General features: G+C 72.2%; 22 protein-coding genes. 13 read left to right on the top strand and 9 right to left on the bottom strand.

What is annotated here, in order from left to right; all coding sequences use genetic code 11:
• The first annotated feature begins 40 nt into the window (after positions 1-40).
• Together mobA and VET29_RS30425 are read left to right on the top strand one after the other, a co-directional pair.
• Positions 41-841: a molybdenum cofactor guanylyltransferase gene (mobA, locus tag VET29_RS30430; protein WP_324926802.1), complete on the top strand. Its 801-nt coding sequence runs from the start codon at positions 41-43 to the stop codon at positions 839-841.
• 5 nt (positions 842-846) lie between these two features.
• Entirely contained in the window at positions 847-1779 is a 933-nt protein-coding gene (locus VET29_RS30425) for an aldo/keto reductase (protein WP_324926799.1), read from the top strand.
• Between the two features lie 45 nt (positions 1780-1824).
• Here the strand turns inward: VET29_RS30425 and VET29_RS30420 are convergent, their stop codons facing one another.
• Positions 1825-2436: a TetR/AcrR family transcriptional regulator gene (locus VET29_RS30420; protein WP_324926795.1), complete on the bottom strand. Its 612-nt coding sequence runs from the start codon at positions 2434-2436 to the stop codon at positions 1825-1827.
• Positions 2437-2523: 87 nt separating this feature from the next.
• On the opposite strand from VET29_RS30420, the gene VET29_RS30415 reads away from it, so the two are divergent.
• From VET29_RS30415 to VET29_RS30395, 5 genes are read left to right on the top strand one after another with little or no spacing between them, the layout of a single operon-like run.
• Positions 2524-3888: a cytochrome P450 gene (locus VET29_RS30415; protein ID WP_324926793.1), complete on the top strand. Its 1365-nt coding sequence runs from the start codon at positions 2524-2526 to the stop codon at positions 3886-3888.
• Between the two features lies 1 nt (position 3889).
• Entirely contained in the window at positions 3890-5104 is a 1215-nt protein-coding gene (locus VET29_RS30410; RefSeq protein ID WP_324926791.1) for an acyl-CoA dehydrogenase family protein, read from the top strand.
• Positions 5101-6069, top strand: coding sequence for an acyl-CoA dehydrogenase family protein (locus tag VET29_RS30405; RefSeq protein ID WP_324926789.1), 969 nt, complete (start codon positions 5101-5103; stop codon positions 6067-6069). The genes VET29_RS30410 and VET29_RS30405 overlap by 4 nt, the downstream gene beginning before the upstream one ends.
• Positions 6066-7607, top strand: coding sequence for a class I adenylate-forming enzyme family protein (locus tag VET29_RS30400; protein WP_324926787.1), 1542 nt, complete (start codon positions 6066-6068; stop codon positions 7605-7607). Before VET29_RS30405 ends, VET29_RS30400 begins: the two co-directional genes overlap by 4 nt.
• Positions 7604-8446, top strand: coding sequence for an SDR family oxidoreductase (locus VET29_RS30395; protein ID WP_324926785.1), 843 nt, complete (start codon positions 7604-7606; stop codon positions 8444-8446). The genes VET29_RS30400 and VET29_RS30395 overlap by 4 nt, the downstream gene beginning before the upstream one ends.
• 28 nt (positions 8447-8474) lie before the next feature.
• Here VET29_RS30395 and VET29_RS30390 read toward each other — a convergent pair whose 3' ends face one another.
• From VET29_RS30390 to VET29_RS30370, 5 genes are read right to left on the bottom strand one after another with little or no spacing between them, the layout of a single operon-like run.
• Positions 8475-9530: a tartrate dehydrogenase gene (locus VET29_RS30390; protein ID WP_324926784.1), complete on the bottom strand. Its 1056-nt coding sequence runs from the start codon at positions 9528-9530 to the stop codon at positions 8475-8477.
• A complete protein-coding gene (locus VET29_RS30385) occupies positions 9527-9856 on the bottom strand; it encodes a DUF4387 domain-containing protein (protein WP_324926782.1) in 330 nt (109 codons plus the stop codon). The genes VET29_RS30390 and VET29_RS30385 overlap by 4 nt, the downstream gene beginning before the upstream one ends.
• Positions 9849-11222: an acyclic terpene utilization AtuA family protein gene (locus tag VET29_RS30380; protein WP_324926780.1), complete on the bottom strand. Its 1374-nt coding sequence runs from the start codon at positions 11220-11222 to the stop codon at positions 9849-9851. Before VET29_RS30380 ends, VET29_RS30385 begins: the two co-directional genes overlap by 8 nt.
• Positions 11219-12169 (bottom strand): phosphoglycerate dehydrogenase, encoded by a 951-nt coding sequence (locus VET29_RS30375; RefSeq protein ID WP_324926778.1) that lies wholly within the window; start codon positions 12167-12169, stop codon positions 11219-11221. The genes VET29_RS30380 and VET29_RS30375 overlap by 4 nt, the downstream gene beginning before the upstream one ends.
• 10 nt (positions 12170-12179) lie before the next feature.
• On the bottom strand, positions 12180-13439 hold the full coding sequence (locus VET29_RS30370) for an MFS transporter (RefSeq protein WP_324926776.1): 1260 nt from the start codon (positions 13437-13439) through the stop codon (positions 12180-12182).
• 90 nt (positions 13440-13529) lie between these two features.
• On the opposite strand from VET29_RS30370, the gene VET29_RS30365 reads away from it, so the two are divergent.
• Complete coding sequence (locus tag VET29_RS30365) at positions 13530-14252, top strand: GntR family transcriptional regulator (RefSeq protein WP_324926774.1); 723 nt, start codon at positions 13530-13532, stop codon at positions 14250-14252.
• A gap of 350 nt (positions 14253-14602) precedes the next feature.
• Here VET29_RS30365 and VET29_RS30360 read toward each other — a convergent pair whose 3' ends face one another.
• On the bottom strand, positions 14603-14761 hold the full coding sequence (locus VET29_RS30360) for an antibiotic biosynthesis monooxygenase family protein (RefSeq protein WP_324926772.1): 159 nt from the start codon (positions 14759-14761) through the stop codon (positions 14603-14605).
• Between the two features lie 20 nt (positions 14762-14781).
• On the bottom strand, positions 14782-15678 hold the full coding sequence (locus tag VET29_RS30355; protein ID WP_324926770.1) for an NADP-dependent oxidoreductase: 897 nt from the start codon (positions 15676-15678) through the stop codon (positions 14782-14784).
• Between the two features lie 77 nt (positions 15679-15755).
• Between VET29_RS30355 and VET29_RS30350 the strand changes: the two genes are divergently transcribed.
• Entirely contained in the window at positions 15756-16715 is a 960-nt protein-coding gene (locus tag VET29_RS30350) for an Lrp/AsnC family transcriptional regulator (protein ID WP_324926768.1), read from the top strand.
• A gap of 51 nt (positions 16716-16766) precedes the next feature.
• On the top strand, positions 16767-18635 hold the full coding sequence (locus VET29_RS30345; protein WP_324926766.1) for an acyl-CoA dehydrogenase: 1869 nt from the start codon (positions 16767-16769) through the stop codon (positions 18633-18635).
• A gap of 25 nt (positions 18636-18660) precedes the next feature.
• On the opposite strand, the gene VET29_RS30340 is transcribed toward VET29_RS30345, so the two are convergent.
• Complete coding sequence (locus VET29_RS30340; protein WP_324926764.1) at positions 18661-19023, bottom strand: group 1 truncated hemoglobin; 363 nt, start codon at positions 19021-19023, stop codon at positions 18661-18663.
• Positions 19024-19329: 306 nt separating this feature from the next.
• On the opposite strand from VET29_RS30340, the gene VET29_RS30335 reads away from it, so the two are divergent.
• The 3 genes from VET29_RS30335 to VET29_RS30325 are packed head-to-tail and all read left to right on the top strand — an operon-like array spanning position 19330 to position 21645.
• Positions 19330-19788, top strand: coding sequence for an SRPBCC family protein (locus tag VET29_RS30335; RefSeq protein ID WP_324926762.1), 459 nt, complete (start codon positions 19330-19332; stop codon positions 19786-19788).
• A gap of 60 nt (positions 19789-19848) precedes the next feature.
• Entirely contained in the window at positions 19849-20721 is an 873-nt protein-coding gene (locus VET29_RS30330) for a helix-turn-helix domain-containing protein (RefSeq protein WP_324926760.1), read from the top strand.
• A 39-nt stretch (positions 20722-20760) separates the two neighbouring features.
• On the top strand, positions 20761-21645 hold the full coding sequence (locus VET29_RS30325) for a Dyp-type peroxidase (protein ID WP_324926758.1): 885 nt from the start codon (positions 20761-20763) through the stop codon (positions 21643-21645).
• Positions 21646-21658: the final 13 nt, after the last annotated feature.

Raw genomic sequence — 21658 nt, 5'->3', positions numbered from 1 at the left:
TCGACGCGGCCTCGTGGCGGGCGTGACTACTCTCGGCGTGGTGGAAAGCGCGGCTGGGGTGGTGCTCGCGGGTGGCCGGTCCACCCGGATGGGGGCGGCCAAGGCCGAGCTGGAGTGGCACGGGTCGACGTTGCTGTACCGGGCGGCGGCGGTCGTCGGGCGGGTGGTCGACGGGCCGGTGCTCGTGGTCGCGGCGCCCGGGCAGGCACTGCCCGAGCTGCCCGCCGGTGTCGAGGTCGTCGAGGATCCCGTCGAGGGGCTGGGGCCGATGCAGGGGCTCGCGGCCGGCCTGGCCGCGCTCCGGGACCGTGCCGAGGTGGCGTTCGTGTGCTCGACGGACCTGCCGTTCCTGCACCCCGCCTACGTGCGCCGGGTGTTGCGTGGGCTCACCGCCGACGCCGAGGTCGTTTTGCCGGTGGCGCATGGGTTCCGGCAGCCGTTGGCGGCGGCCTACCGGACACGGGTCGCCGGGCTGGTCGCCGGCCTCCTGGCGCGGGGCAGGGACCGGCCGGGGATGATCTTCGAACACTGTGTGGTGACCCGGCTGGACGACGCCGCTCTGCTCGACGACACCGCGCTCGCCTCCTACGACCCGGAGCTGGCGTCCGTGGTCAACGTCAACACCCCCGAGGACTACCGGACGGCCCGTGACCGCGAACCGCCCGAGGTGACCGTGCGTCGCACCGGGACGGACATCGTGCGGGCGGCGACGGTCGGGCACGCGGCGGCGGCCGTCGGGCTGACCATGGACCGGCATGTCGTGGCCACGCTCGACGGGCGCCGGGTGACCGGGGACGAACCGCTGGTCGTGGGCGACACGATCACCTTCCGGCTAACGTGATGACCATGGCGGCCATCGAACGTACCGACCTCGACGTGTTCCCCGTCTGCCTCGGCGGCAACGTGTTCGGTTGGACCGCCGACGAGCCGGCGTCCCGTGCCGTGCTCGACGCGTACACCGAGGCGGGCGGCGACTTCGTCGACACGGCGAACTCCTACCTCGTCGAGCACGGCCGCTCGGAGACGATCATCGGGCGCTGGATGGCCGACCGGGGCAACCGCGACGACCTCGTGGTGGCCACGAAGGTCGGCGGCGGGCGGGGAGCGGTCCGCAACCTGCGCGCGGAGACGGTCGAGCGGGAGGCGCACGCCTCGCTCGAACGCCTGCGCACCGACCGTATCGACCTCTACTACGCGCACTTCGACGACGAGGCGACCCCGCTCGAGGAGACGCTGCGTGCCTTCGACGCGCTCGTCCGGTCCGGCGCGGTCCGTCATCTGGGCGCCTCCAACTACTCGCCGGACCGCCTCGCTGCCGCACTGCGCGTCCAGCGTGACAACGGGCTCGCGGAGTTCACCGTCCTGCAGCCGCACTACAACCTTCTCGAACGGGGCTTCGAGGGCGCGCAGCTGCCCGTCGCCGAGGAGTGGGATCTTGCCGTCATGCCCTACTACGCACTGGCGAAGGGCTTCCTGACCGGCAAGTACCGGCCGGGCGGCGACGCGGTCGAGTCGCCGCGTGCCGAGGGCGCCCGCGCCTACCTCGACCGGGGCGGCGCGGCCGTCCTCGACGTGCTGGACGAGGTCGCCGCCGCCCACGACACGACACCGGCCGCCATCGCGCTCGCCTGGCTGCGCACCCGCCGGCAGGTGGTCGCCCCGATCGCCAGCGCCCGCACCACCGAACAGCTCGCGCAGATCCTGCCCGCCGCCACCCTGACGCTGACCGCCGCCGAGACCGACCGGCTGAGCAGGGCGAGTGACGACCTCATCCCATGACGGCTTGGCACCCGCGCGGCGCGATCGCCAGGACCGGGCTGGACCTCAGCGGTAGAGGCCGAGGAGGGCACGCGACGCCGCGTCGACGATCTCGCTGGCGGACGCCCTGAGGGTGCCGTCCAGCCACGCGGTGACCAGCTCGGCCATGCCGCCGATGAAGAGCAGGCCCGCGGTCTCGTCCTCGGTCTCGCTCCGGCCCCGGGCGCCCAGCCACTCGCGTGCCTCGATCGCGGACTGGTGGGCGAGGTGGCGCAGGAGCTCGGTCCGGCGCTGGCGCAGCTTCGGGACGGCGACGGACTCCACGATGGCCACCCGGCCCTTCCTCGGGTCGTCGAGCAGCAGCCCGACGAACGCGCCGACCGACGCGCGTACCCGCGCCTCCGGATCGTCACCGGCCCGGTCCGCCGCGCTCCTGCTGGTCTCCTCGATCTCGGCCGCGATCTCGTTCATCAACTCCTCCTGCAGCGCGTCCAGCCCGGAGAAGCTCTCGTAGAAGTAACGCTCGGACAGGCCCGCCTCGGCGCAGACGGCGGTCATCGTGGTCCGCGTGTCCGGGTCGGCCCACACCGCGAGCGCGGCCTCGAGCAGCCTCAGCCGGCGCGCGGCGGCACGCTCCCGCGCGCTGACGCCCCGGTAGACCCCTGACTGCACAGCCATGTCCCCACCATGCCACATGCGCCAAGGTTGACAGGACGCCCTTCCTGAATAAGGCTGAGCGGGACCACAGCAGCGCGAGGTGAGCCAATGACGGCCGAAGTCCGACGACCGCGCGAGAACGAGCCCGTACGACCGATCCCGGCACTGCACCGCGAGGACCGCGGCCTGCCGTTCATCGGCCAGATCCTCGAGTACGCAAAGGATCCGGTCGGCCTCTACCGGAGTCACTGGGAGCGCTACGGTCCGGTCGCTCCCTTCCGCACGGTCGGCAGGTCGTCCGCGGCGATGCTGCTCGGCCCCGACGCCTGCGGGGAGGCACTGCAGAACAAGGACAAGGCGTTCGCCAACGAGCCCGCCTGGGCACAGCTCGTCGGCCCCTTCTTCAACCGGGGCCTCATGCTCATCGACTTCGAGGAGCACAGAGGACACCGGCGGATCATGCAGGAGGCCTTCACCAGGCCGCGCCTCGCGGCCTACACCCGCCGGCTGCACCCGGCGATCGAGCAGGGCATGGCGAACTGGACCGCGGACGAGGAGTTCCCGGCGTACTGGCGGCTCAAGCAGCTGACCCTGGACATCGCCGCCGACCTGTTCATGGGCGGCGCGCAGGACACCAGCCAGGCCGAGATGGACCGGGTCAACAAGGCCTTCGTCGCCTGCGTCCAGGCCGCCGCGGGGATCATCCGCGCGAACGTGCCGTTCACCCGCTGGGGCCGGGCCTACCGCGGCCGCAAGGTCCTCGACGGCTTCCTGCGCCACTACCTGCCGGCCAAGCGGGCGACCCAGACCGACGACATCTTCTCCGTCCTGTGCCACATCGAGACCGACGAGGGCGACCGGTTCACCGACGACGACGTCGTCAACCACATGGTCTTCCTGATGATGGCCGCACACGACACCTCGACCATCACCACCTCCACGATGCTGCAGTACCTGGGGCAGCACCCGGCCTGGCAGGACCGCTGCCGCGCCGAGGCCGAAGCCCTCGGGCCGGACCCGTCGATGGCCGAGCTGGAGGGACTGGTCGCCATCGACCTCGTGATGCGCGAGGCCCTCCGGCTGCGCGCACCCGTGCCGGTGGTGGTCCGCCACACGGTCAAGGACACCGTGGTGCAGGGCGTCCGCATCCCCGCGGACACCGGCGTCGCGCTGGGCATCCAGTTCACCCACCTGATGGAGGACTACTGGACGAACCCGACGGAGTTCGACCCCGACCGGTTCTCGCCAGAGCGCCGCGAGGACAAGTCGCACCGGTTCGCGTGGGAGCCGTTCGGCGGTGGCGTGCACAAGTGCATCGGGATGTACTTCGCCGGCCTGGAGGTCAAGGCGATCATGCACCGGCTGCTGCGTGAGTTCCACTGGCGTGTCGACCCCGGCTACGTGCCGCCGATGGACAACCACTCCCTGCCGTTCCCGAAGGACGGCCTGCCGATCACCCTGGTCAGGAACTGATATGGACTTCGACGACACCGCGGCGGAAGCCGCCTGGCGTGCCGAGGTGCGCGCCTTCCTGGAGCAGCACCGCGAGGAGCTGGGCGCCCGCCGTGACGGGAAGGCGGCCGCCCAGGCCCGACAGGCCACCCTGTACGACGCCGGATTCGTCGGCGTCACCTGGCCGGTCGAGGCGGGTGGCCGCGGCGGCACCCCCATGCAGCAAGCGATCATCGACCAGGAGACGGCCAGGCTCGGCCTCCCCGCGCTGGTCAACCTGATCGGCATCGGCATGTGCGGCCCGACCGTGATCGCGCACGGCAGCGACGACCAGAAGGGGCGCTACCTCAAGCGGTTGCTCCGGGCCGACGACGTCTGGTGCCAGCTGTTCAGCGAGCCGGCCGCCGGCAGCGACCTGGCCGGGCTGCGCACCAGGGCCGTGCGCGACGGCGACGACTGGCGGGTCGACGGACAGAAGGTCTGGACGACCAGCGCCCAGCTCGCCGACTACGGCATCCTGCTCACCAGGACCGACCCGGACGTGCCCAAGCACCGCGGGCTGACCATGTTCGTCGTCGACATGCACGCTCCCGGCGTCACCGTGCGGCCGCTGCGGCAGATGAGCGGCGGCGCGGACTTCAACGAGGTCTTCTTCGACGACGTCGTCATCCCCGACACCGAGCGGCTCGGCGCGGCCGGCGACGGCTGGCGGGTGGCGCTGACCACCCTGATGAGCGAACGGCTCTCGCTGGGTGGCGGCGGCACCGGGATCGGCCCCGGCATCGAGGCGGTGGCCCGGCACGTGGCCGAGCACCTCGACGCGTTGCCGCCCGACCGCCAGGTCCTGGCGCGCCAGGACCTGGGCCGCGCGTACGTCGCCGCGCTCGGCAGCCGGTACACCGGCTACCGCCAGCTCTCGAAGCTCAGCCGCGGCGAGTTCCCCGGTCCGGAGGCCTCGGCCGGCAAGCTCGCCGGTACCCGGACGGCCCGCGATCTGGCCGACCTCGCGGTGCGCGTGCTCGGCGACGACGCACGCGTCGCGACCACCCGCGACGGCGACGGTTTCTGGCAGGAGCTCCAGGCCGGTCTGCCCGGCATGGCGATCGCGGGTGGCACGGACCAGGTGCTGCGCAACATCATCGGCGAGCGCGTCCTCGGGCTGCCCGCCGAGCCGCGCGCCGACAAGGGCGTCACGTTCCGGGAGAGCATCGCCGCCACGGAGAGGACGGGCGCATGAACTTCGACCTGGACCAGGAACACCTGGACCTGGCCGCCGCCGCGCGGGACTTCCTGTCGGCCTCCGCCTCCCCGGCCGCCGCGCGCAAGGCCCTGGAGGGCGGGACCGGCGTTCGGCCGGGCCGGGCGGAGCTGGTCAAGAGCGGCTTCGCGACGATCACCGTCCCGGAGCGCGAAGGCGGGGGCGGGGGCACCGTCCTCGACCTCGCCGTGGTGGCCGAGCAGGCCGGGCGGCTGCTCGCCGGCCCGTCGCTGGTGAGCTTCGCGCGGGCGGCCGTGCTCCTGGACGGCGACACCCGGCTGGCCGGCCTCGCCGCCGGCGAGGTGTCCGTCGCGATCGTGGACGACAGCGGACCGGTACTGGACGCGGTCGGCGCCGACACCTTCCTGGCACCGCGCGACGGCGCCCTGGTCTGCGGGCCGGGCACCGTCACGGCCCGTGAGCCGATCGACCCGACCCGCGGCCTCGGCGACGTCGCCCTCGGCGAGACCACCGTGCTGGTGCCGGACGCGGCCGAGCTGTGGCGGCGGGGCGAGCGCGTCGGCCGGACGATCCTCGCCGCGGAGGGCCTGGGCGCCGCGTCCCGCGTCCTGGAGCTCGGGGTGGAGTACGCGAAGCAGCGGCACGCGTTCGGGCGCGCGATCGGCTCCTACCAGGCGGTCAAGCACATGCTCGTCGACGTGTACGTCGAGGTGGAGCAGCTCCGCTCGCTCGTCTGGTGGGCGGCGTGGGCCGCCGACCACGCGCCCGGCGAGCTGCCGCTGGCCGCGGCCGCCGCGAAGGCCGCCGCGGCCACCACGCTGGAGCACGCGGCCGAGACGGTGGTCCAGGTGCACGGCGGCATCGGCTTCACCTGGGAGCACGACGCGCACCTGTACTGGCGCAGGTCCAAGGTGGACCGTTTCCTGCTCGGCGACGACGTGGCGGCCTACGACGAGGTCGCGCGGCTGGCGGTGGCGCGATGAGCGACGCGAGTTCTCGACCCGGTCCCGGCGAGCACAACCTCGCCGTCCTCGCGGAGCAGGCCTTCGCCCGCCACGGCGACTACGAGCAGGTGTTCTTCGAGGGCAGGTGGGTGAGCTCGGGGGAGATCCACGAGCGGTCGACCAGGGTCGCGGGCGGCCTGCGCGCACACGGTGTGGCGCCGGGGGACCGGGTCGTCGTGATGATGATGAACATGCCCGAGGTGTTCGTCTCCTACCGGGCGATCTGGCGGCTCGGCGCCGTGGCGACGCCGGTGATCTTCCTGCAGAAGGTGCCGGAGCTGCGGCACATTCTCACCGACTCCGGCGCCAGGGCGGCCATCATCAGCGCGGAGCTGGTGGACCTGTTCCGCGGCGCCGCCGAGGGGCTGGACATCACCACGTTCGTGGTCGGCGGTGCGGGCGGCATCCCGTTCGCGGAGCTCGAGGCCGGCGAGCCGGCCGGGATCGAGCCGCGGGCCGACGACGACCTCGCGGCGCTGCTGTACACCGGCGGCACGACCGGCCGGGCGAAGGGCGTCATGCTCAGCCACGGCGGGTTGTGGGAGTCCGGTCGCGGGCTCAACCTGGTCGCCAGGAGCACGGACACGACCCGGTCGCTGCTGCCCCTGCCGCTCTCCCACGCCTACGGCCTGGTCGTCGCCATCGCCGCACTGCATGCCGACCGCAAGCCGGTCTCGGTCGTGCAGCGCTGGTTCGACCCGGTCGGCTGGCTGACGCTCGTCGCCGAGCACAGGCTGGAGACGAGCGCGGTCGTCCCCGCGATGCTGCAACTGCTGCTCGCGCAACCACTCGCCGAGTACGACCTGTCGTCACTGCGGTCGTTCGGCTCGGGCGGCGCGACGTTGCCGCCCGCGGTGCGGGAGGAGGCCGAGAAGGTCTTCGGGGTGACCGTCCTGCAGGGCTACGGCCTCACGGAGGCCAGCGCGGCGGTGTCGGCGGAGACGGTCGGCGAGCACCGGCCGGGCAGTGTCGGCAAACCGTTGCCCCACGCGGAAGTTCGCATCGTCGACCCCGACGGGAACGTGCTGCCGGCGGGCGGGGAGGGCGAGATCTGCGTGCGTGGCGCCGGGGTCATGCAGGGCTACTGGCACGCGCCGGAGCTGACCGCGCGAACGGTGCGGGACGGCTGGCTGCACACCGGCGACGTCGGCCGGTTCGACGAGGACGGCTTCCTCTACGTCGTGGACCGGCTGAAGGACCTGATCATCCGGGGCGGCTTCAACGTCTACCCGCGTGACGTCGAGGACGCGCTGCTCGAACACCCTGCGGTCCAGCTGGCCGCCTGTGTGGGGCGGCCCGACCCGGAACGCGGCGAGGAGGTGGTCGCGGTCGTCCAGCTGGCCCCTGGCCGGGCGGCGACCGGCGACGAGCTGGTGGAGTTCGCGAAGGCCCGGATGGCGAAGTACAAGTACCCGCGCGAGGTGGTCGTGCTCGACGCCGTGCCGCTGACCGGCGTCGGCAAGATCAACCGGCGGGCCGTGCGTGAGATCTTCTCTGACAAGCGAGGTCGTTCATGAGTCGCGAGATTGCCGGGATGTCCGTGATCGTCACGGGAGGCGCCCGGGGCATCGGCCGGGCCACGGTCGAGCGCCTGGCCGGGTTGGGGGCGTCGGTCGCGATCGGCGACCTGGACGTCGACCTGGCGGCGTCGGTGGCCGAGCCGTTCGGCGACCGGGTCGCGGCGGCGCGGCTGGACGTCACGAACCCCGCGTCGTGGCACGGGTTCCTGGCGGAGGTCGGTCATCTCGGGCCGTGGGACGTGCTGGTCAACAACGCCGGCATCATGCCGCTCGGCGAGCTGCTGAAGGAACCCGACCAGGTCACCCGGACGATCTTCCAGGTCAACGTGTTCGGGGTGATCAACGGGACGAAGGCCGTCGCGCCGGGGATGGCCGAACGGGGCCGCGGCCACATCGTGAACGTGGCGTCGGCGGTGGGGCGCCTGGCGGTCGCGAACGGCGCGACGTACTCGGCGTCGAAGTTCGCGGTGGTGGGCTTCAGCGAGGCGACGCGGGTGGAGCTGGCGCCGCTGGGCGTGGACGTGACGATGGTGCTGCCCACCGTCGTGAAGACGGAGCTGTCGGCGGGCGTGCCCGCCGCGCGGGGCTTCAAGATCGTGACACCGGAGGACGTGGCCGAGGCGATCGAGTCCGTGCTGCGCAAGCCACGCGCCGAGGTGTGGGTGCCACGTTCGGTCCAGGGCCTCACGAAGTTCGTCCAGGCACTGCCGCGCCGGGTCCAGGAGGTGCTCGGCAAGCTGTCGGACGCGGGCAACGTGCTGAGCGAGGCGGATCCGGTCGCCCGCAAGGACTACGAGGACCGGGCCCGCCGCAACGCCGACACCACCGCCGAGTGAGGAGGCCGCCCCGCCGCTCGGCGAAGGCTCACCGCGGGAGGGCCGCCAGGACGGCGTCGGCGAAGTCGTCGGTCGAGGCGGTGCCGCCCAGGTCCGGTGTGCGTGTCGTGCCGTCCGCGAGCACGGTCTCGATGGCGTGCAGGAGCTCGGCCGCCGACTCGGGCCGGCCGAGGTGGTCGAGCATCATCGCCGCGGACCACAGCGCGCCGAGCGGGTTCGCGATGCCCTTGCCGGCGATGTCGGGCGCGGACCCGTGCACGGGCTCGAACATCGACGGGAACTCGCGTTCGGGGTTGAGGTTGGCCGCGGGCGCGACACCGATGCTGCCCGCGAGCGCGGCGGCGAGGTCGGACAGGATGTCGCCGAAGAGGTTCGACGCCACGATCACGTCGAAGTCCCCCGGCCGCAGCACGAGTTTGGCCGCGAGCGCGTCGATGTGTTCCTGCCGCCACGTGACGTCCGGGAACCCGGCCGCCCGCTCGCGCACGATCTCGTCCCAGAACGGCATGGTGTGCACGATGCCGTTGGACTTCGTCGCCGACGTCAGCCGGCCGCCGCGGGCACGGGCGAGCTCGAAGGCGTAGTCGGCGACGCGGGTGACCCCGGCGCGGGTGAAGACGGCCTGCTGCACGGCCAGCTCGTCGGGAAAGCCGCGGTTCTGCCGGCCGCCGATCTCGCTGTACTCGCCTTCGACGTTCTCGCGGACGATCACGAGGTCCACGGTGGACGGATCGCGCAGCGGGCCGGGTAGGCCGGGCAGGACCTTGATCGGGCGCAGGTTGACGTACTGCCGGAACTGCCTGCGGATCGGGATGAGCAGCCCCCACAGCGACACGTGGTCGGGCACGTCCGGCCAGCCCACGGCGCCCAGCAGGATCGCGTCGTGCCCGGCGATCCGCGCCAGCCCGTCGGCCGGCATCATCGCCCCGGTCGCCCGGTAACGGGCACACGACCAGTCGAGCTCGTCGTGGACGAAGGCGAAACCGCCCCGGCTCGCGAGCCTGTCCAGCGCCTTCAGGGTTGGCGGGATGACCTCGGTGCCGATGCCGTCACCGGGGATGACGGCGATGCGGTAGGTCCTCACGCGGGCTTCTCCGGTCCGCACGCTGCCAACGCCGCCAAGGGTACGTGGTGCTGTCCGGCGTGGATGTCGCGATCCCGGAGGCTGCCCTGGGGGATGGGCCGGGGGAAGGAGATCTTGACGACGTTCAGCGACGGGATACGGAAGAACCGCACGTCCTCGGCGCGGACCTCGTAGAGCGTCGCGACGACGTCCTCGTTCAGGATCTCCGGGTCGGCGGCGAGGGCGTAGCCCGCCGCGTCGCGCATGAAGAGCTCCATCGTGACCCAGAAAGGGCCGGCGTTCTTCGAGCGGACCTCGAGTGCGAGGTCGGCGAACGTGTCAGGCATTGGCCCTCCGGTACGCGGTGCGGAACAGCTCGGTGGGGGAGACGGTGTCGACGACGTGGTTGAGGACGAACTCGTAGACCGGGCCGCGCTCGGTCTCCGCCGGTGAGGTCGCGAACGCGAGGCTCGGCAGGTAGTCCATGTCCGGGGTCGGCAGGTGCAGCATGAGTGGGTTGGCGACCTTGGCGACGGCGGTCGCCAGGGCCTGCGTCGCGGCGCGGACCAGGAGCATGACGCCGACCTCGCGGGCCGGCCGGCTCGCCGGGTCGAGCTTCCCGAGGATGGCGTCGTGGCCGTAGAGCCGGATGTCGAAGGCGTAGTCGGTGTCGCCGAGCCCGAGGGTCTGGCCCACGCGTTCGGTGAGGATCTTGGCGAGCAGGGCGGCCCAGTCCTCGATGTTGGCGAGGATGTGCTCGTCCCGGATCGCGGTGAACGACATCGTCTCGTGGCCCGCGATCCGCGCCCCCTCCAGCTTGACCGTGTGCTCGGCCGGGTGGAACTCGGATCCCTCGACCCGGACCCGCCTCGGGTCGAGCGCGGTGTAGGTGGCCGCGGCGACGTCCAGCTCGCCGGCCGGCTCACGCATGCGGAACGGGTCGACCGTCTCGTAGAGCATGTGCGCGGCCACCGAGATCGGGGTGCACGCCGCGTCCGGGTCGAGGGGCTCGATGGTGAAGCCGGTCCGGTCGATCGTGGCGAGCACGCCACCCGCGCGCGGGTTGGTCGTGCACTGCCCGCCGCACTCGACGATCTTCGCTGCGTGCCAGGTCGGACCGGGTGGCATGCCGGCCATCAGCGGGTACGCGGCGGCGAGGGCGGTGTCGGTGGCCCGGCCGGCGAGCACGACGTCGGCGCCGGCACGCAACGCCTCCTCGATGGGCTCGTGTCCCATCATGCCGACGATGTGACTGCAACCATCCAAAGTGGACACGTCGAGCGCACCGGACGGCGCGAGGGGATGGATCTTCCCGGCGCGCAGCCGCTCGGTGAGCACCTCGGCGCGTTGCTCGCTGTAGATCCGTGCCACGGACAGGGCGAGGCTCTCCTCGCGGAGGATGTCCTCGACGATGCCCGCGACCCAGTCCACGCCCGAGTCGGTGCCGCTCGTGCCACAGGACCCGACGATGAGCGGGATCTGTGCCCGTGCCGCGGCGCGCAGCAGGATCCGCAGGTCGCGGGCGACCGCGGCGGCGGTCGTCTTGGCGGTGCCCGAACCGAGGTAGTACGGACCCGAGTCGGTCGAGCCCGCGTCGACCGCGATGACGTCGGCGCCGAGCGTGAGGCCACGGTCCACCGTGGACTGGGTGAAGCCGGCGCCGAGCATGCCGGTCGGCGTCAGTACGCGGACGGCTTCTGGTGAGGTGTTCATCGCACCGCTTTCGTCAGGTGGTGGTTGAGTGACGTGCGTGGCCGGCCCGCGAGCGCCGCGACGAGCTCCCGGGCCGCTTCGACGGCGGTCGTCCGGCGGGCCTCGACCGTCTGGCCCGCCATGTGGGGGTAGACCGTGATGCCCTCGACGCCGCGCAGCGGGCTGTCCGCGGGCAGCGGCTCGGTGTCCACGACGTCCAGCGCGGCCCCCGCGAGCCGGCCGTGGCGCACGGCGTCGGCCAGCGCCGCCTCGTCGACGAGCGGTCCCCGCGCGGTGTTGACGAGTACCGCGGTGGGCTTCATCGCCGCCAGTGCCGCCTTGTCGATGAGATGCCGGGTGCTGGCGGTCAGTGCCGTGTGGAGGGAGACGAAGTCCGCACGCCGCAGCAGGGTCGGCAGGTCGACGAACTCGACGCCGGGCCGTGTCGTGGGGACCGAGGTCACGCACAGCACCCGCATGCCGAAGGCCAGCACGAGCGGGACGATCGCGCGGGCCGCCGCGCCGAACCCGACCAGACCGACTGTGGCGCCCCGTAGTTCGCGGCCGCCGGTGCGTGGCCAGCCGCCTTCGCCGACGCCTCTCGCCGAGGTGACCAGGTTCCGTGCCGTGGCCAGCAGCAGCCCCATCGTGTACTCGGCGACGGCGTTGCTGTTGACGCCGGGCAGGTTGCTCACCGAGATGCCCCGTCGGGTCGCGGCCTCGACGTCGACCGAGTCGTAGCCGACCCCGGACCGGACGACGGCCCGGAGGGAGTCGCACCGGTCGAGCACGGCGGCGGTCAGCGGGTCGTTCGCGATGATGGCGCCGGTGACGCCGTCGAGTGCCGCGACGATCTCGTCGGCCGTGAGCCCGCGGAGCGGCCGGCGGTGGATGGTGTGGCCGGCGCCGGTGAGGACGCCGTCCGCCTCGGGGCTGGCGTAGTCGGTGGTGATGAGGACTCGTGCCACGTCGGTCACCTCAGAGGGCGGTCGTGTGCCGTCGGTTGAGGGCGGAGACCCGCAGGACGACCACGACGGCCAACCCGGCGAGCAGCGAGATGTCGAGGAGCATGAAGCGCCAGCCCGTGACGTCGACCATCGCGCCGACCAGTGCCGGGCCGAGGAACCCGCCGGTCGCCCAGCCGACCGTGTACAGGCTGGTGTACATGCCGGTCACCTGTGTGGACGGAGCGAGGTTCCACAGGACGACCGCGGCGTTGATCATGAACCCGGCGGCGCCCACCGCGGCGGCGCAGAAGGCGATGACCGTCGTGGTGGCGGTGGGCATGAGCGTGCCGGCGGCCAGCGCCAGACCGAAGATCGTCATCCCGAGCGCCATGGTCCGCACCCGGCCGATGCGTTCGGCGAGCAGTGCCGCGGGGTAGGCGGCGAGGAGGAACGCGACGCCGCTGGGGAACGTGAGGGAGCCCGCGTCGCCGCGGGACAGGCCGAGGGTCTCCATGCCGTACGGGGTGAACAGCGACCGGGAGGCGAACCACGCGGCGCCGAACAGCAGCACCGAGACGATGACCAGGAGGCGGCTGCGGTTCCGGTCGCGCAGGATGTCCCTGACGATGTCGCGGATGCGGGTGGCCGGCGCGCTCGAGGGCGCCTCGTCCTCGGCGAGCGCGAGCTGGTACCCCCGCGACCGGTTGTCGCGCACCCGCCAGACGAGCACCGCGGCGGAGACGATCATGAGCAGCGCGGGGACCGAGAACGCGAGGGTCGGGTGGTCGTCCACGAGCAGCGCGCTCACCAGTGCGGACACGATGACCGTCAGGCTGGAGGCGATCTTGACCGCCGCGTTCGCGCGGCTGCGCCGGTCCGGCTCGACGAAGTCGGGCAGCAACGCCTGGGCGATCGGCTTGTAGCTGTTGCCGACCAGTGCGTAGACGAAGATGACGGCGATCAGCGACGGCAGTGTGGACGTCGTCGGGATCAGGGTGAAGAGCAACGCCGCGACCGGCATGCCGACCGCCAGGTAGGGGATGCGGCGGCCCCAGCGGGTGCGGGTGTTGTCGGAGCGGTTGGCGATCCAGGGCTGGATGAAGATCCCGAGCAGGTTGTCCATCCCCATGAGCAGCCCGACGACCGCGGCGCTGGTGATGTGCTCGCGGAGCAGGGGCGGCACCTGGGCGTCGTAGAAGTCCCAGGTGGACTCCTGGGCGAAGACGGCCAGCGCGACGAAGAACGTGATCCGCCTGGTGACCCGCCGGTCCGCGGGCGCGACTGCCGTCATCGGAACCTCCATTGGCTGCGTGACCGAAGGCTAGGATGCTATAGCAAAATCGTCAAGCTATTGCATGACGATGTGCCATAGGATGTGGGCGTGACGGTCGAGCAACCCGAGACACTCGCCAACCGGGCATACCGCTCGGTCCAGGAGGCGATAGCCGCCGGCGAGCTGTCCCCGAACGAGAAGATCACCGAGCGGGGCCTCGCGGAGCGGCTGTCGATGAGCCCGACGCCGGTGCGGGAGGCGATCCGCAGGCTGGAACAGGACGGCCTGATCGAGCGGGTGGGTCCGCGGACGGTCGTGGTGGCGGACATCGGCACCTCCGCGGTCGAGGACCTGGCCGAGGTCGAGGTGGCACTGCGTGGCCTGGTGGCCCGCTTCGCCGCCCGTCACGCGACGCCCGGCCAACTGGCCGCGCTGGACACGATCCTGGACGAGGCCGACGACCTGCTGATCGTGCTGAAACAACGCCACGCCGACGGCCGCCCGGTCGACAAGCACCTGAACACCCTGTTCGACACGATGCAACGCTTCAACGACACGGTGGCGGCGTGTGCCGGCAACACCGTCCTGGTGCGACTGCTCGACCAGGCGCGGGTGTTCACCCGGGCGCAGCGCAGAGCCCGCCTCCTGCGGCACACGGCGGTGAACGACCAGTTCGGGCTCGACCGCTACAGCAGCCACCGTGCGCTGGTCCGGGCGTTGCGTGCCGGCGACTCGGCGACCGCCGAGGAGCTGGTGCTGGCCGACGCCCGCGGCGGCCTGGACGACCTGCGCCGCGAACCCGGCGACCAGGTGTCCACCCGCGACCGGTGACGGCGGTACGAGCGGGACGGTGGTGCCGGGGCCTTTCGGCTGGCCCCGGCGACCCTCCGCCGGCGTCCGGCGGAGGGTCTGTCACTCGTTGTGCGGGAGCGACCTGACCGCGAGCGGTTCCGGGAACGTTCACGGTCGTGAATCTCGTCGCGGGACACGGAAAGGGCGTTACGTGAATCGCGCTCGGATTCGTCCCGGGTCTGTTCGCATCAGGACGGGTCGACCTCCACGCACACCTCGAACAGGCCCGGGTACGCCGTGACGCCGGGGACGCGTCGTCCGGCCGGGGTGAAGTCACGAAAGACCGCGCGGTAGGCCTCGACGTCCTCCCACAGCGCGATGTTGACGTACTAGAACGTCGTGTCGGTCAACCCCGTGTTGCGGTGCAGGCGGGCGTGGATGAAGCCCGGCGCGGTGGTGAAGTGGTCGATCGTGCCGCGCCACACCTCGAGGAACTCCTCCTCCTTGTCCGGTGGCACGGTGAAACTGTTGATCAGTGTGACGGGCATCGTCTTCCTCTCACGGGTTCTCACGGCACGGTGACGACGACTCGGCCGCGAACGTGGCCGGTCGCGTTCGCGACCTGGGCCGCTCCGGCTTCGACGAGCGGGAACGTCTGTGTGACGGGCAGAACGAGTCGTCCGGCCGCCACCAGGCGGGCGCCTTCGCGTAGTGCGGGGGTCCGGTCCCGGCCGAGGCCGGTGGACACCCGGGCGCCGTGCGACGGGGCGCTGAAGTCGGCGATCGAGACGACCCGGCCGGGATCGCCGGTCAGCTCCACGAGCTCGGCGATGATCCCGGAGCCGGCTGCGTCCACGGCGGCGTCGATGCCGCGCGGCGCCAGCGCGCGGACCCGGTCGGCGAGGCCGGGGCCGTACGTGGTGGGGACGGCCCCCAACGACGCGAGGTAGTCCTGGTTCGACGGACCGGCGACGCCGATGACGGTGGCGCCCCGGTCCACGGCGAACTGGACCGCGGCCGACCCGACCCCGCCGCTGGCGCCGTTGACCAGGACGGTGTGCCCGCCGCGGACGCCGGTGTCGGCGAGGACGCGCAGGGCGGTCTCGAACGGGGTCGCGAACCCGGCGGCGTCCTCGAAGGACACCTCGCGCGGCTTCGGCGCCCAGGAGGTGAGCACGGCGTGCTCGGCGTAGGTCTCCAGGCCGGACCCGAACACGGCGTCGCCGACCTGGACGTCGGTGACGCCGTCGCCGACCTCGTCCACGATCCCGGCGGCGTCACCACCGATCCCGGCCGGGGGCCGGACGTGGCGCAGCAGGCCCTGCCGGATCTTCCATTCGAGGCCGTTCACGCCGGCGGCACGCACGGCGACGCGGACCTGACCAGCTCGCGCGTGGGGCGCGGCCACGTCGACGAGCTCCAGGACCTCCGGGCCGCCGTAGCGGGTGAATCGCACAGCCTTCATAGTTCGAGGATGTACGACACCTGCGGTATCCCGGCTCGCTACAGCCCCAGTTGCGGGAATCCGACAGAATATCAAGCATGAAGCCGGATTCAGTCACGCTCGACGACCTCGACCGGCAGCTGCTGCACGCACTGCACCTCGACGCCCGAGCGCCGTTCGCACGGATCGGCGAGGTGCTCGGCGTGTCCGACCGGACGGTCGCGCGCCGCTACGCGCGGCTGCGCGCCGGCACGGTCATCAACCCGGTCGGCGACGTCGACCCCAGCCGGCTCGACGGCGCCGAATGGGTCGTGCGCATACAGTGCAGGCCCGGCGCCGCATCGCAGGTCGCCGAGGCCCTCGCCCGCCGCGACGACACCCGCTGGGTCGCCCTGCTCTCCGGCGGCACCGAGATCAGCGCCAGCCTGCGCGCCTGGTCCGCAGGCGAACGCGACGAGCTGATCCTGCAACGCCTCAACCGCACCGCCCCGGTGGTGTCGGTCACCGCGCACAGCGTGCTGAACGTCTTCAGCGATGCCCGCCACGGCTTCGAGGGACCACACCAGCTCACGGCCGACCAGATCGCCGCGCTCACCCCGGCCCACGCCGACACCGCCACCCTGGCCGACGCCGACCGGCCCCTGCTGGCGGCGCTCGCCGTCGACGGACGGGCGCCCTACCCGGTCCTCGCGACCGCGACCGGCTGGTCGGAGTCGACGGTCGCCCGCCGTCTCCACGCACTGCGCGGCGCCGGCCTGCTCCGGTTCGACCTCGACGTCAACGCGGCGGCCCTGGGCTACCACGCCGAGGCCCGCCTGTGGGCCAGCGTGCCGCCGGCCCATCTCGCCGAGACCGGTGCCGCCGTCGCCGCCCACCCCGAGGTCGCCTTCTGTGCCGCGACCACCGGGCCGACGAACCTGCTCGTCTCGGCCGTCTGCCGCGACAGCCGGGACCTCTACCGCTACCTCACCGACCGCCTGGGTGCCCTTCCGCTGATCGGCGAGGTCCAGACCGCGCCCGTGATCCGGGTCGTCAAACGTGCCGGCCGCCGGCCGTGACGCGGACTCGGTCACAGTGTGGACCGGCGGGCGAGTGGGTATGGATGGCGCATGAGTGATCAGGTGGACCCGGCGGCGCTCACGACCGTCCTCGACGGGCGGTGGAGCGAGCTGCGGCGCGGGTTGCGGAAGCGGATGGCAGGCGCCACGTTCGTCGACACCTACGACCTCGACCGGGAGGCCCACCGCGCGCTGGTCTGGGAGCAGCTGCGTGAGCTGGTGGAGTCCGGGCACCCCAGGCTCGGGTTCGACACCGCGTACGGGGGCGAGGGGGACATCGGCGGCTCGGTCGTGTCGTTCCAGACGCTCGGGTACGGCGACCTGTCGCTCATGGTCAAGGCCGGTGTCCAGTGGGGACTGTTCGGCGGCGCCGTGCAGATGCTCGGCACCGCGCGGCACCACGAGAAGTACCTGGGCGACATCATCTCCCTGGCGCTGCCCGGCTGTTTCGCCATGACGGAGTCCGGGCACGGGTCGGACGTCCAGCACCTGCGGACCACCGCGTCCTATGTGGACGGCGAGTTCGTCATCGACACGCCCGACGACGACGCGCGCAAGGACTACATCGGCAACGCCGCCCGGGACGGCCGGATGGCCGTGGTCTTCGCGCAGCTCGAGGTCGGTGGCCGGGAGTACGGGGTGCACGCGTTCCTCGTGCCGATCCGCGACGAGGCCGGGCGGCCGATGCCCGGCGTGCGGATCGAGGACTGCGGGCCCAAGGCCGGGCTGAACGGGGTCGACAACGGGCGGTTGTGGTTCTCCGGCGTGCGGGTGCCGCGGGAGGCGTTGCTCAACCGGTACGGGGACGTGTCGGTGGACGGGGAGTACACGAGTCCCATCGAAGGGGACGGCCGGCGGTTCTTCACCACGCTGGGTGCGTTGGTGCGCGGGCGGATCAGCGTGGCGGGCAGCGCGGGCAGCGCCACCCAGCGCGCGCTGACCATCGCCGTCCGGCGCGGCGAGACGCGGCGGCAGTTCCGGCGCCCCGGCGCGGACGCCGAGATCGTGTTGCTGGACTACCTCGCGCACCAACGGAAGCTGCTGCCGGCGCTGGCCACGTCCTACGCGCTGCACTTCGCGCAGGACGAGCTCGTCGCGATGCTGCACGAGGTGCACGGCACGGCGGAGCCGGACGAGCGGGCGCAGCGCGTGCTGGAGTCCCGTGCCGCCGGTATCAAGGCGGTCGCGACCTGGCACGCGACGGCGACCATCCAGGCGGCCCGGGAGGCCTGCGGGGGTGCCGGGTACCTGGCGGAGAACATGCTGGCCGGGCTCCGCGCGGACACCGACGTGTTCACCACCTTCGAGGGTGACAACACCGTGCTGCTCCAACTGGTCGCGAAGGGACTGCTGACCGACTACCGGGACAACTTCGCCGACCTCAGCCCGCTGGCGACGGCACGGCTGGTGGCGGAGCAGCTGATGGGCGCGGTGCTGGAGCGGTTGCCGGCCCGGTCGATCGTGCGCCCGGAGCCGCGGGACCGGGCCTGGCACCGGGACCTCTTCGCCGACCGGGAACAGCATGTCGTCGAGGGACTGGCCCGCCGGCTGCGTGCCGCGGCGTCGTCGGACAGCGACCCGTTCGACGTGTTCAACGACGCCCAGGACCACGTGCTCCGTGCCGGGCGCGCGCACATCGACCGCGTGGTGCTGGACGCGTTCGCGACCGCGGCCGACGGGTGCGCCGACCCGGCCGCCCGGGACCTGCTGAACCAGGTCTGCGACCTGTACGCCCTGTCGAACATCGAGGCGGACCGTGCCTGGTTCCTCGAACACGGGCGGCTCACCGCACCGCTGGCCAAGAAGGTGGTCGCGGAGGTCAACGCACTCTGCAAGGCCCTGCGGCCCCACGCCCGCACCCTGGTCGACGCGTTCGCGATCCCGGAGCAGTTCGTGACGGTGCCGCTGACCGCCGAGTAGCTCGCGGGTCGACCCGGACGTGCTCTCAGGCGGCGCTCGACGAGACGATGTCGCCGGCCAGCGGGGCGATCGTGCCGATGATCGTGTCGACCGTCTCGGCCGGCACCCCGGCCTCGGTCAGCGCGGCGGTGAGGTGCCCGGCGACGAGGTCGAAGTGGTGCTGGCCGATCCCGCGCCCGCGGTGGACGTCCTTCATGGTCCGCCCGCCGTACTCGTCGGGCCCGCCCAGCGCCGCGGCGAAGAACTCGACCTGCATGCCCTTGAGACGCGGCATGTTGGTGCCGTTGAAGAACACCGCGAGCTCGGGGTCGGCCAGCACCCGCTCGTAGAAGTCGTCGACCACCGCGATCAGTGCTTCCTGACCGCCGATCTGCTCGTAGACGCTCACGACGTCCCCTCCCGGGACTGGTACCGGTATGACCTCCCTAGGAATAGCGAGCAACTGTTTCCACCACGTAACACCATGATCAACGGCAGGCAAGCGAAACGGTCACCACTGGGACACGGCGGTTTCCGTCCGGGCGGGCGACGTTCGTCTTCGCGTGTGGTGGCCCGACGGGACCAGCGCTTCGCACACGGATCGGGCAGTGACACGGGCAGTGACACGGGCAGTGACACGGACGCCGAACAAGAAGTGATCGGCACCAGGACGGGCTCGGCGCGGTTGGCCGCGCCCCGGCCGTAGGGTCGCTGTATGGCGCGCTTTGAGGTCACCACCGCGATCGCGGCGCTTCCGCGGCGCGTCTTCGATCTCTGCCTGGAGGTCGAAGTGCACACTGCCTCGATGGCCGACTCCGGCGAGAAGGCCATCGGCGGCGTCACCTCCGGCCGGATGAAGCTGGACGACACCGTCACCTGGCAAGCCAGGCACTTCGGCCTGCACTGGCGGATGACCTCCGTCATCAGCGCCTGTGATCCACCCGGCTACTTCGTCGACGAGCAGGTCACGGGTCCGTTCAAGCGCTGGCACCACGCCCACCACTTCGAGCCGGACGGGAACGGCGGCACCGTCATGCGCGACATCATCGACTTCGCCGCCCCGCTCGGCCCGTTCGGGGCCCTTGCCGAGCGCACCGTGCTCAACTGGTACATGCCGCGGCTCATCCGCAGCCGCAACGATCACGTCAGGATCGCGGCCGAGTCGGCCAGGTGAGCGAGGACAGCAGTGTTACGACGTCGTCCGGCTCTCGGTCGGCGTGCGTAGCATGGGGCGATGTTGTCCGGTGGGTCCGACAGCGACGACGGGTTGTTGTGGGACATCACCACCCCCACGCGACCCGGCCGAGTGCCCGGGGTCGCCATGGCCGGGTTCGGCGACCGCGGCGTCACCCCGCCCGGCCTCCGGCTGATCCCGCACCCCGCCGTGACCCTGGTCCTGGTGTTCGGCGGCACGATCGCCGTTGAGGACGCGGGCGGAAGGCGGCGGCAGGGCAGCTTCGTCGCCGGGCTCGGGTACGGCGAGGCGCTCCGCACACTGCGGGCGGACGCCTTCGAGTGCCTGCAGGTGCGCCTGTCACCGACGCTCGCGCACGCGGTTCTGGGGGCCGCCGTGGCCGACCTGGACGGTGCCGCGGTCGCGCTGGACGATCTGCTGGGCCGGGAGGCGGCCCGGATGTGTGACCGGCTGGGCGGCCTTTCCTCGTGGGCGGACCGCTTCGCGTCGGTCGACGGGTGGCTTGCGCAACGCCGTGCGGAGTCGCGGGTGGCACCGGAGGTGGCGTGGGCGTGGCGGCGGATCGTCGCCGGGCGCGGTGTGGTCCGGGTCGAGCGGCTGGCGGCGGAGGTGGGCTGGAGCCGAAAGCGCCTGTGGTCCCGGTTCCGGTCGCAGCTCGGCCTGGCGCCCAAACCCGCCGCGAAGCTGGTCCGGTTCGACCATGCCGTGCACCGCCTGGTCGCGGGGCAGGACGCGGCCGGCGTCGCGGCCGATGGCGGCTACACCGACCAGTCCCACCTGCACCGGGACGTGGTGGCCTACACCGGGTTGACGCCCACGACGGTGGTCGGCGAGCCGTTTCTCGCGGTCGACGACGTCGCGTGGGGCTGGCCAGGGCGTTCCTCGGTCGTCGGGCCGGGTCGATCACCGTAGGCTCTCGGACGACTCGACCCCGCTGAGACTGGAGCCCCCATGCCGTTGCCCCAGACCGGGATCTTCGCCCTCGGCACCCTGGCGCACGCCTACCTGGAGTTCGACCTCGCGCCCGGCGCCGAGCCGGCCGCGATGGTGGCCGCGGCGGCCGGTGTGGCCGAGCCGCGGACGACGATGGGTGGGGTCAACCTGGTGACCGGGATCCGTCCGGAACTGTGGGCGGGCAACCTTCCTCCCGACGCCGCCGGGTTCGAGACGCCGGTCGTCGGGCCGGACGGCTACACCATGCCCGCCACCCAGCACGACCTGATGCTGTGGGTCGCCGGGCCCAGCTACGACGTGGTGTTCGACGTGTCACTCGGCCTCGTCGACGCGCTGGCCGGCACGGCGGTGCTCGCCGACGAGACCGTCGGCTGGTCCTACCACCGCGACCTGGACCTGACCGGGTTCATCGACGGCACCGAGAACCCGGCACTGGGCGAGGCGCCGGCCATGGTGCTGGTGCCCGACGGCACGCCCGGCGCCGGTGGAACCGTTCTGCTGCTGCAGAAGTGGGCGCACGAGGCGGCGGCGTGGACGCGGCTGCCCGAGGCCGAGCAGGAACGCGTGATCGGGCGGACCAAACGCGACAGCGTCGAGCTGGCGGACCGGCCGGCCACGTCCCACGCCGCCCGCACCGACCAGGACGAGTTCGGGCACATCTTCCGGCGCAATACCCCGTACGGCTCGGTACTCGACCACGGCACGATGTTCGTCGGCTTCAGTGCCGCGCGGCGGCCGCTGCACACGATGCTCGAGAGCATGGCCGGCGTGACCGGCGAACGCGACGCACTCACCCGGTACTCGAAGCCCCTCACGGGCGCCTACTACTTCGTGCCGTCACTCGACGACCTGGCCACGGTGCCGGACACACCGGCACGGTAGCCGCGAACGCCGC

Origin of the sequence: Actinophytocola sp. (genome assembly GCF_035634895.1) — a bacterium.
In the GTDB taxonomy this organism is placed as follows: domain Bacteria; phylum Actinomycetota; class Actinomycetes; order Mycobacteriales; family Pseudonocardiaceae; genus Actinophytocola.
This window is presented reverse-complemented; position numbering and strand designations above follow the sequence as displayed.

What these genes read in the sequence shown, in the direction of transcription:
- VET29_RS30325 (WP_324926758.1), top strand. Translation starts at nt 20,761, where the DNA reads ATGCCGTTGCCCCAGACCGGGATCTTCGCCCTCGGCACCCTGGCGCAC.
- VET29_RS30350 (WP_324926768.1), top strand. Translation starts at nt 15,756, where the DNA reads ATGAAGCCGGATTCAGTCACGCTCGACGACCTCGACCGGCAGCTGCTG.
- VET29_RS30335 (WP_324926762.1), top strand. Translation starts at nt 19,330, where the DNA reads ATGGCGCGCTTTGAGGTCACCACCGCGATCGCGGCGCTTCCGCGGCGC.
- VET29_RS30425 (WP_324926799.1), top strand. Translation starts at nt 847, where the DNA reads ATGGCGGCCATCGAACGTACCGACCTCGACGTGTTCCCCGTCTGCCTC.
- VET29_RS30395 (WP_324926785.1), top strand. Translation starts at nt 7,604, where the DNA reads ATGAGTCGCGAGATTGCCGGGATGTCCGTGATCGTCACGGGAGGCGCC.
- VET29_RS30410 (WP_324926791.1), top strand. Translation starts at nt 3,890, where the DNA reads ATGGACTTCGACGACACCGCGGCGGAAGCCGCCTGGCGTGCCGAGGTG.
- VET29_RS30360 (WP_324926772.1), bottom strand. Translation starts at nt 14,761, where the DNA reads ATGCCCGTCACACTGATCAACAGTTTCACCGTGCCACCGGACAAGGAG.
- VET29_RS30330 (WP_324926760.1), top strand. Translation starts at nt 19,849, where the DNA reads ATGTTGTCCGGTGGGTCCGACAGCGACGACGGGTTGTTGTGGGACATC.
- VET29_RS30420 (WP_324926795.1), bottom strand. Translation starts at nt 2,436, where the DNA reads ATGGCTGTGCAGTCAGGGGTCTACCGGGGCGTCAGCGCGCGGGAGCGT.
- VET29_RS30355 (WP_324926770.1), bottom strand. Translation starts at nt 15,678, where the DNA reads ATGAAGGCTGTGCGATTCACCCGCTACGGCGGCCCGGAGGTCCTGGAG.
- VET29_RS30405 (WP_324926789.1), top strand. Translation starts at nt 5,101, where the DNA reads ATGAACTTCGACCTGGACCAGGAACACCTGGACCTGGCCGCCGCCGCG.
- VET29_RS30370 (WP_324926776.1), bottom strand. Translation starts at nt 13,439, where the DNA reads ATGACGGCAGTCGCGCCCGCGGACCGGCGGGTCACCAGGCGGATCACG.
- VET29_RS30415 (WP_324926793.1), top strand. Translation starts at nt 2,524, where the DNA reads ATGACGGCCGAAGTCCGACGACCGCGCGAGAACGAGCCCGTACGACCG.
- VET29_RS30380 (WP_324926780.1), bottom strand. Translation starts at nt 11,222, where the DNA reads ATGAACACCTCACCAGAAGCCGTCCGCGTACTGACGCCGACCGGCATG.
- VET29_RS30385 (WP_324926782.1), bottom strand. Translation starts at nt 9,856, where the DNA reads ATGCCTGACACGTTCGCCGACCTCGCACTCGAGGTCCGCTCGAAGAAC.
- VET29_RS30400 (WP_324926787.1), top strand. Translation starts at nt 6,066, where the DNA reads ATGAGCGACGCGAGTTCTCGACCCGGTCCCGGCGAGCACAACCTCGCC.
- VET29_RS30345 (WP_324926766.1), top strand. Translation starts at nt 16,767, where the DNA reads ATGAGTGATCAGGTGGACCCGGCGGCGCTCACGACCGTCCTCGACGGG.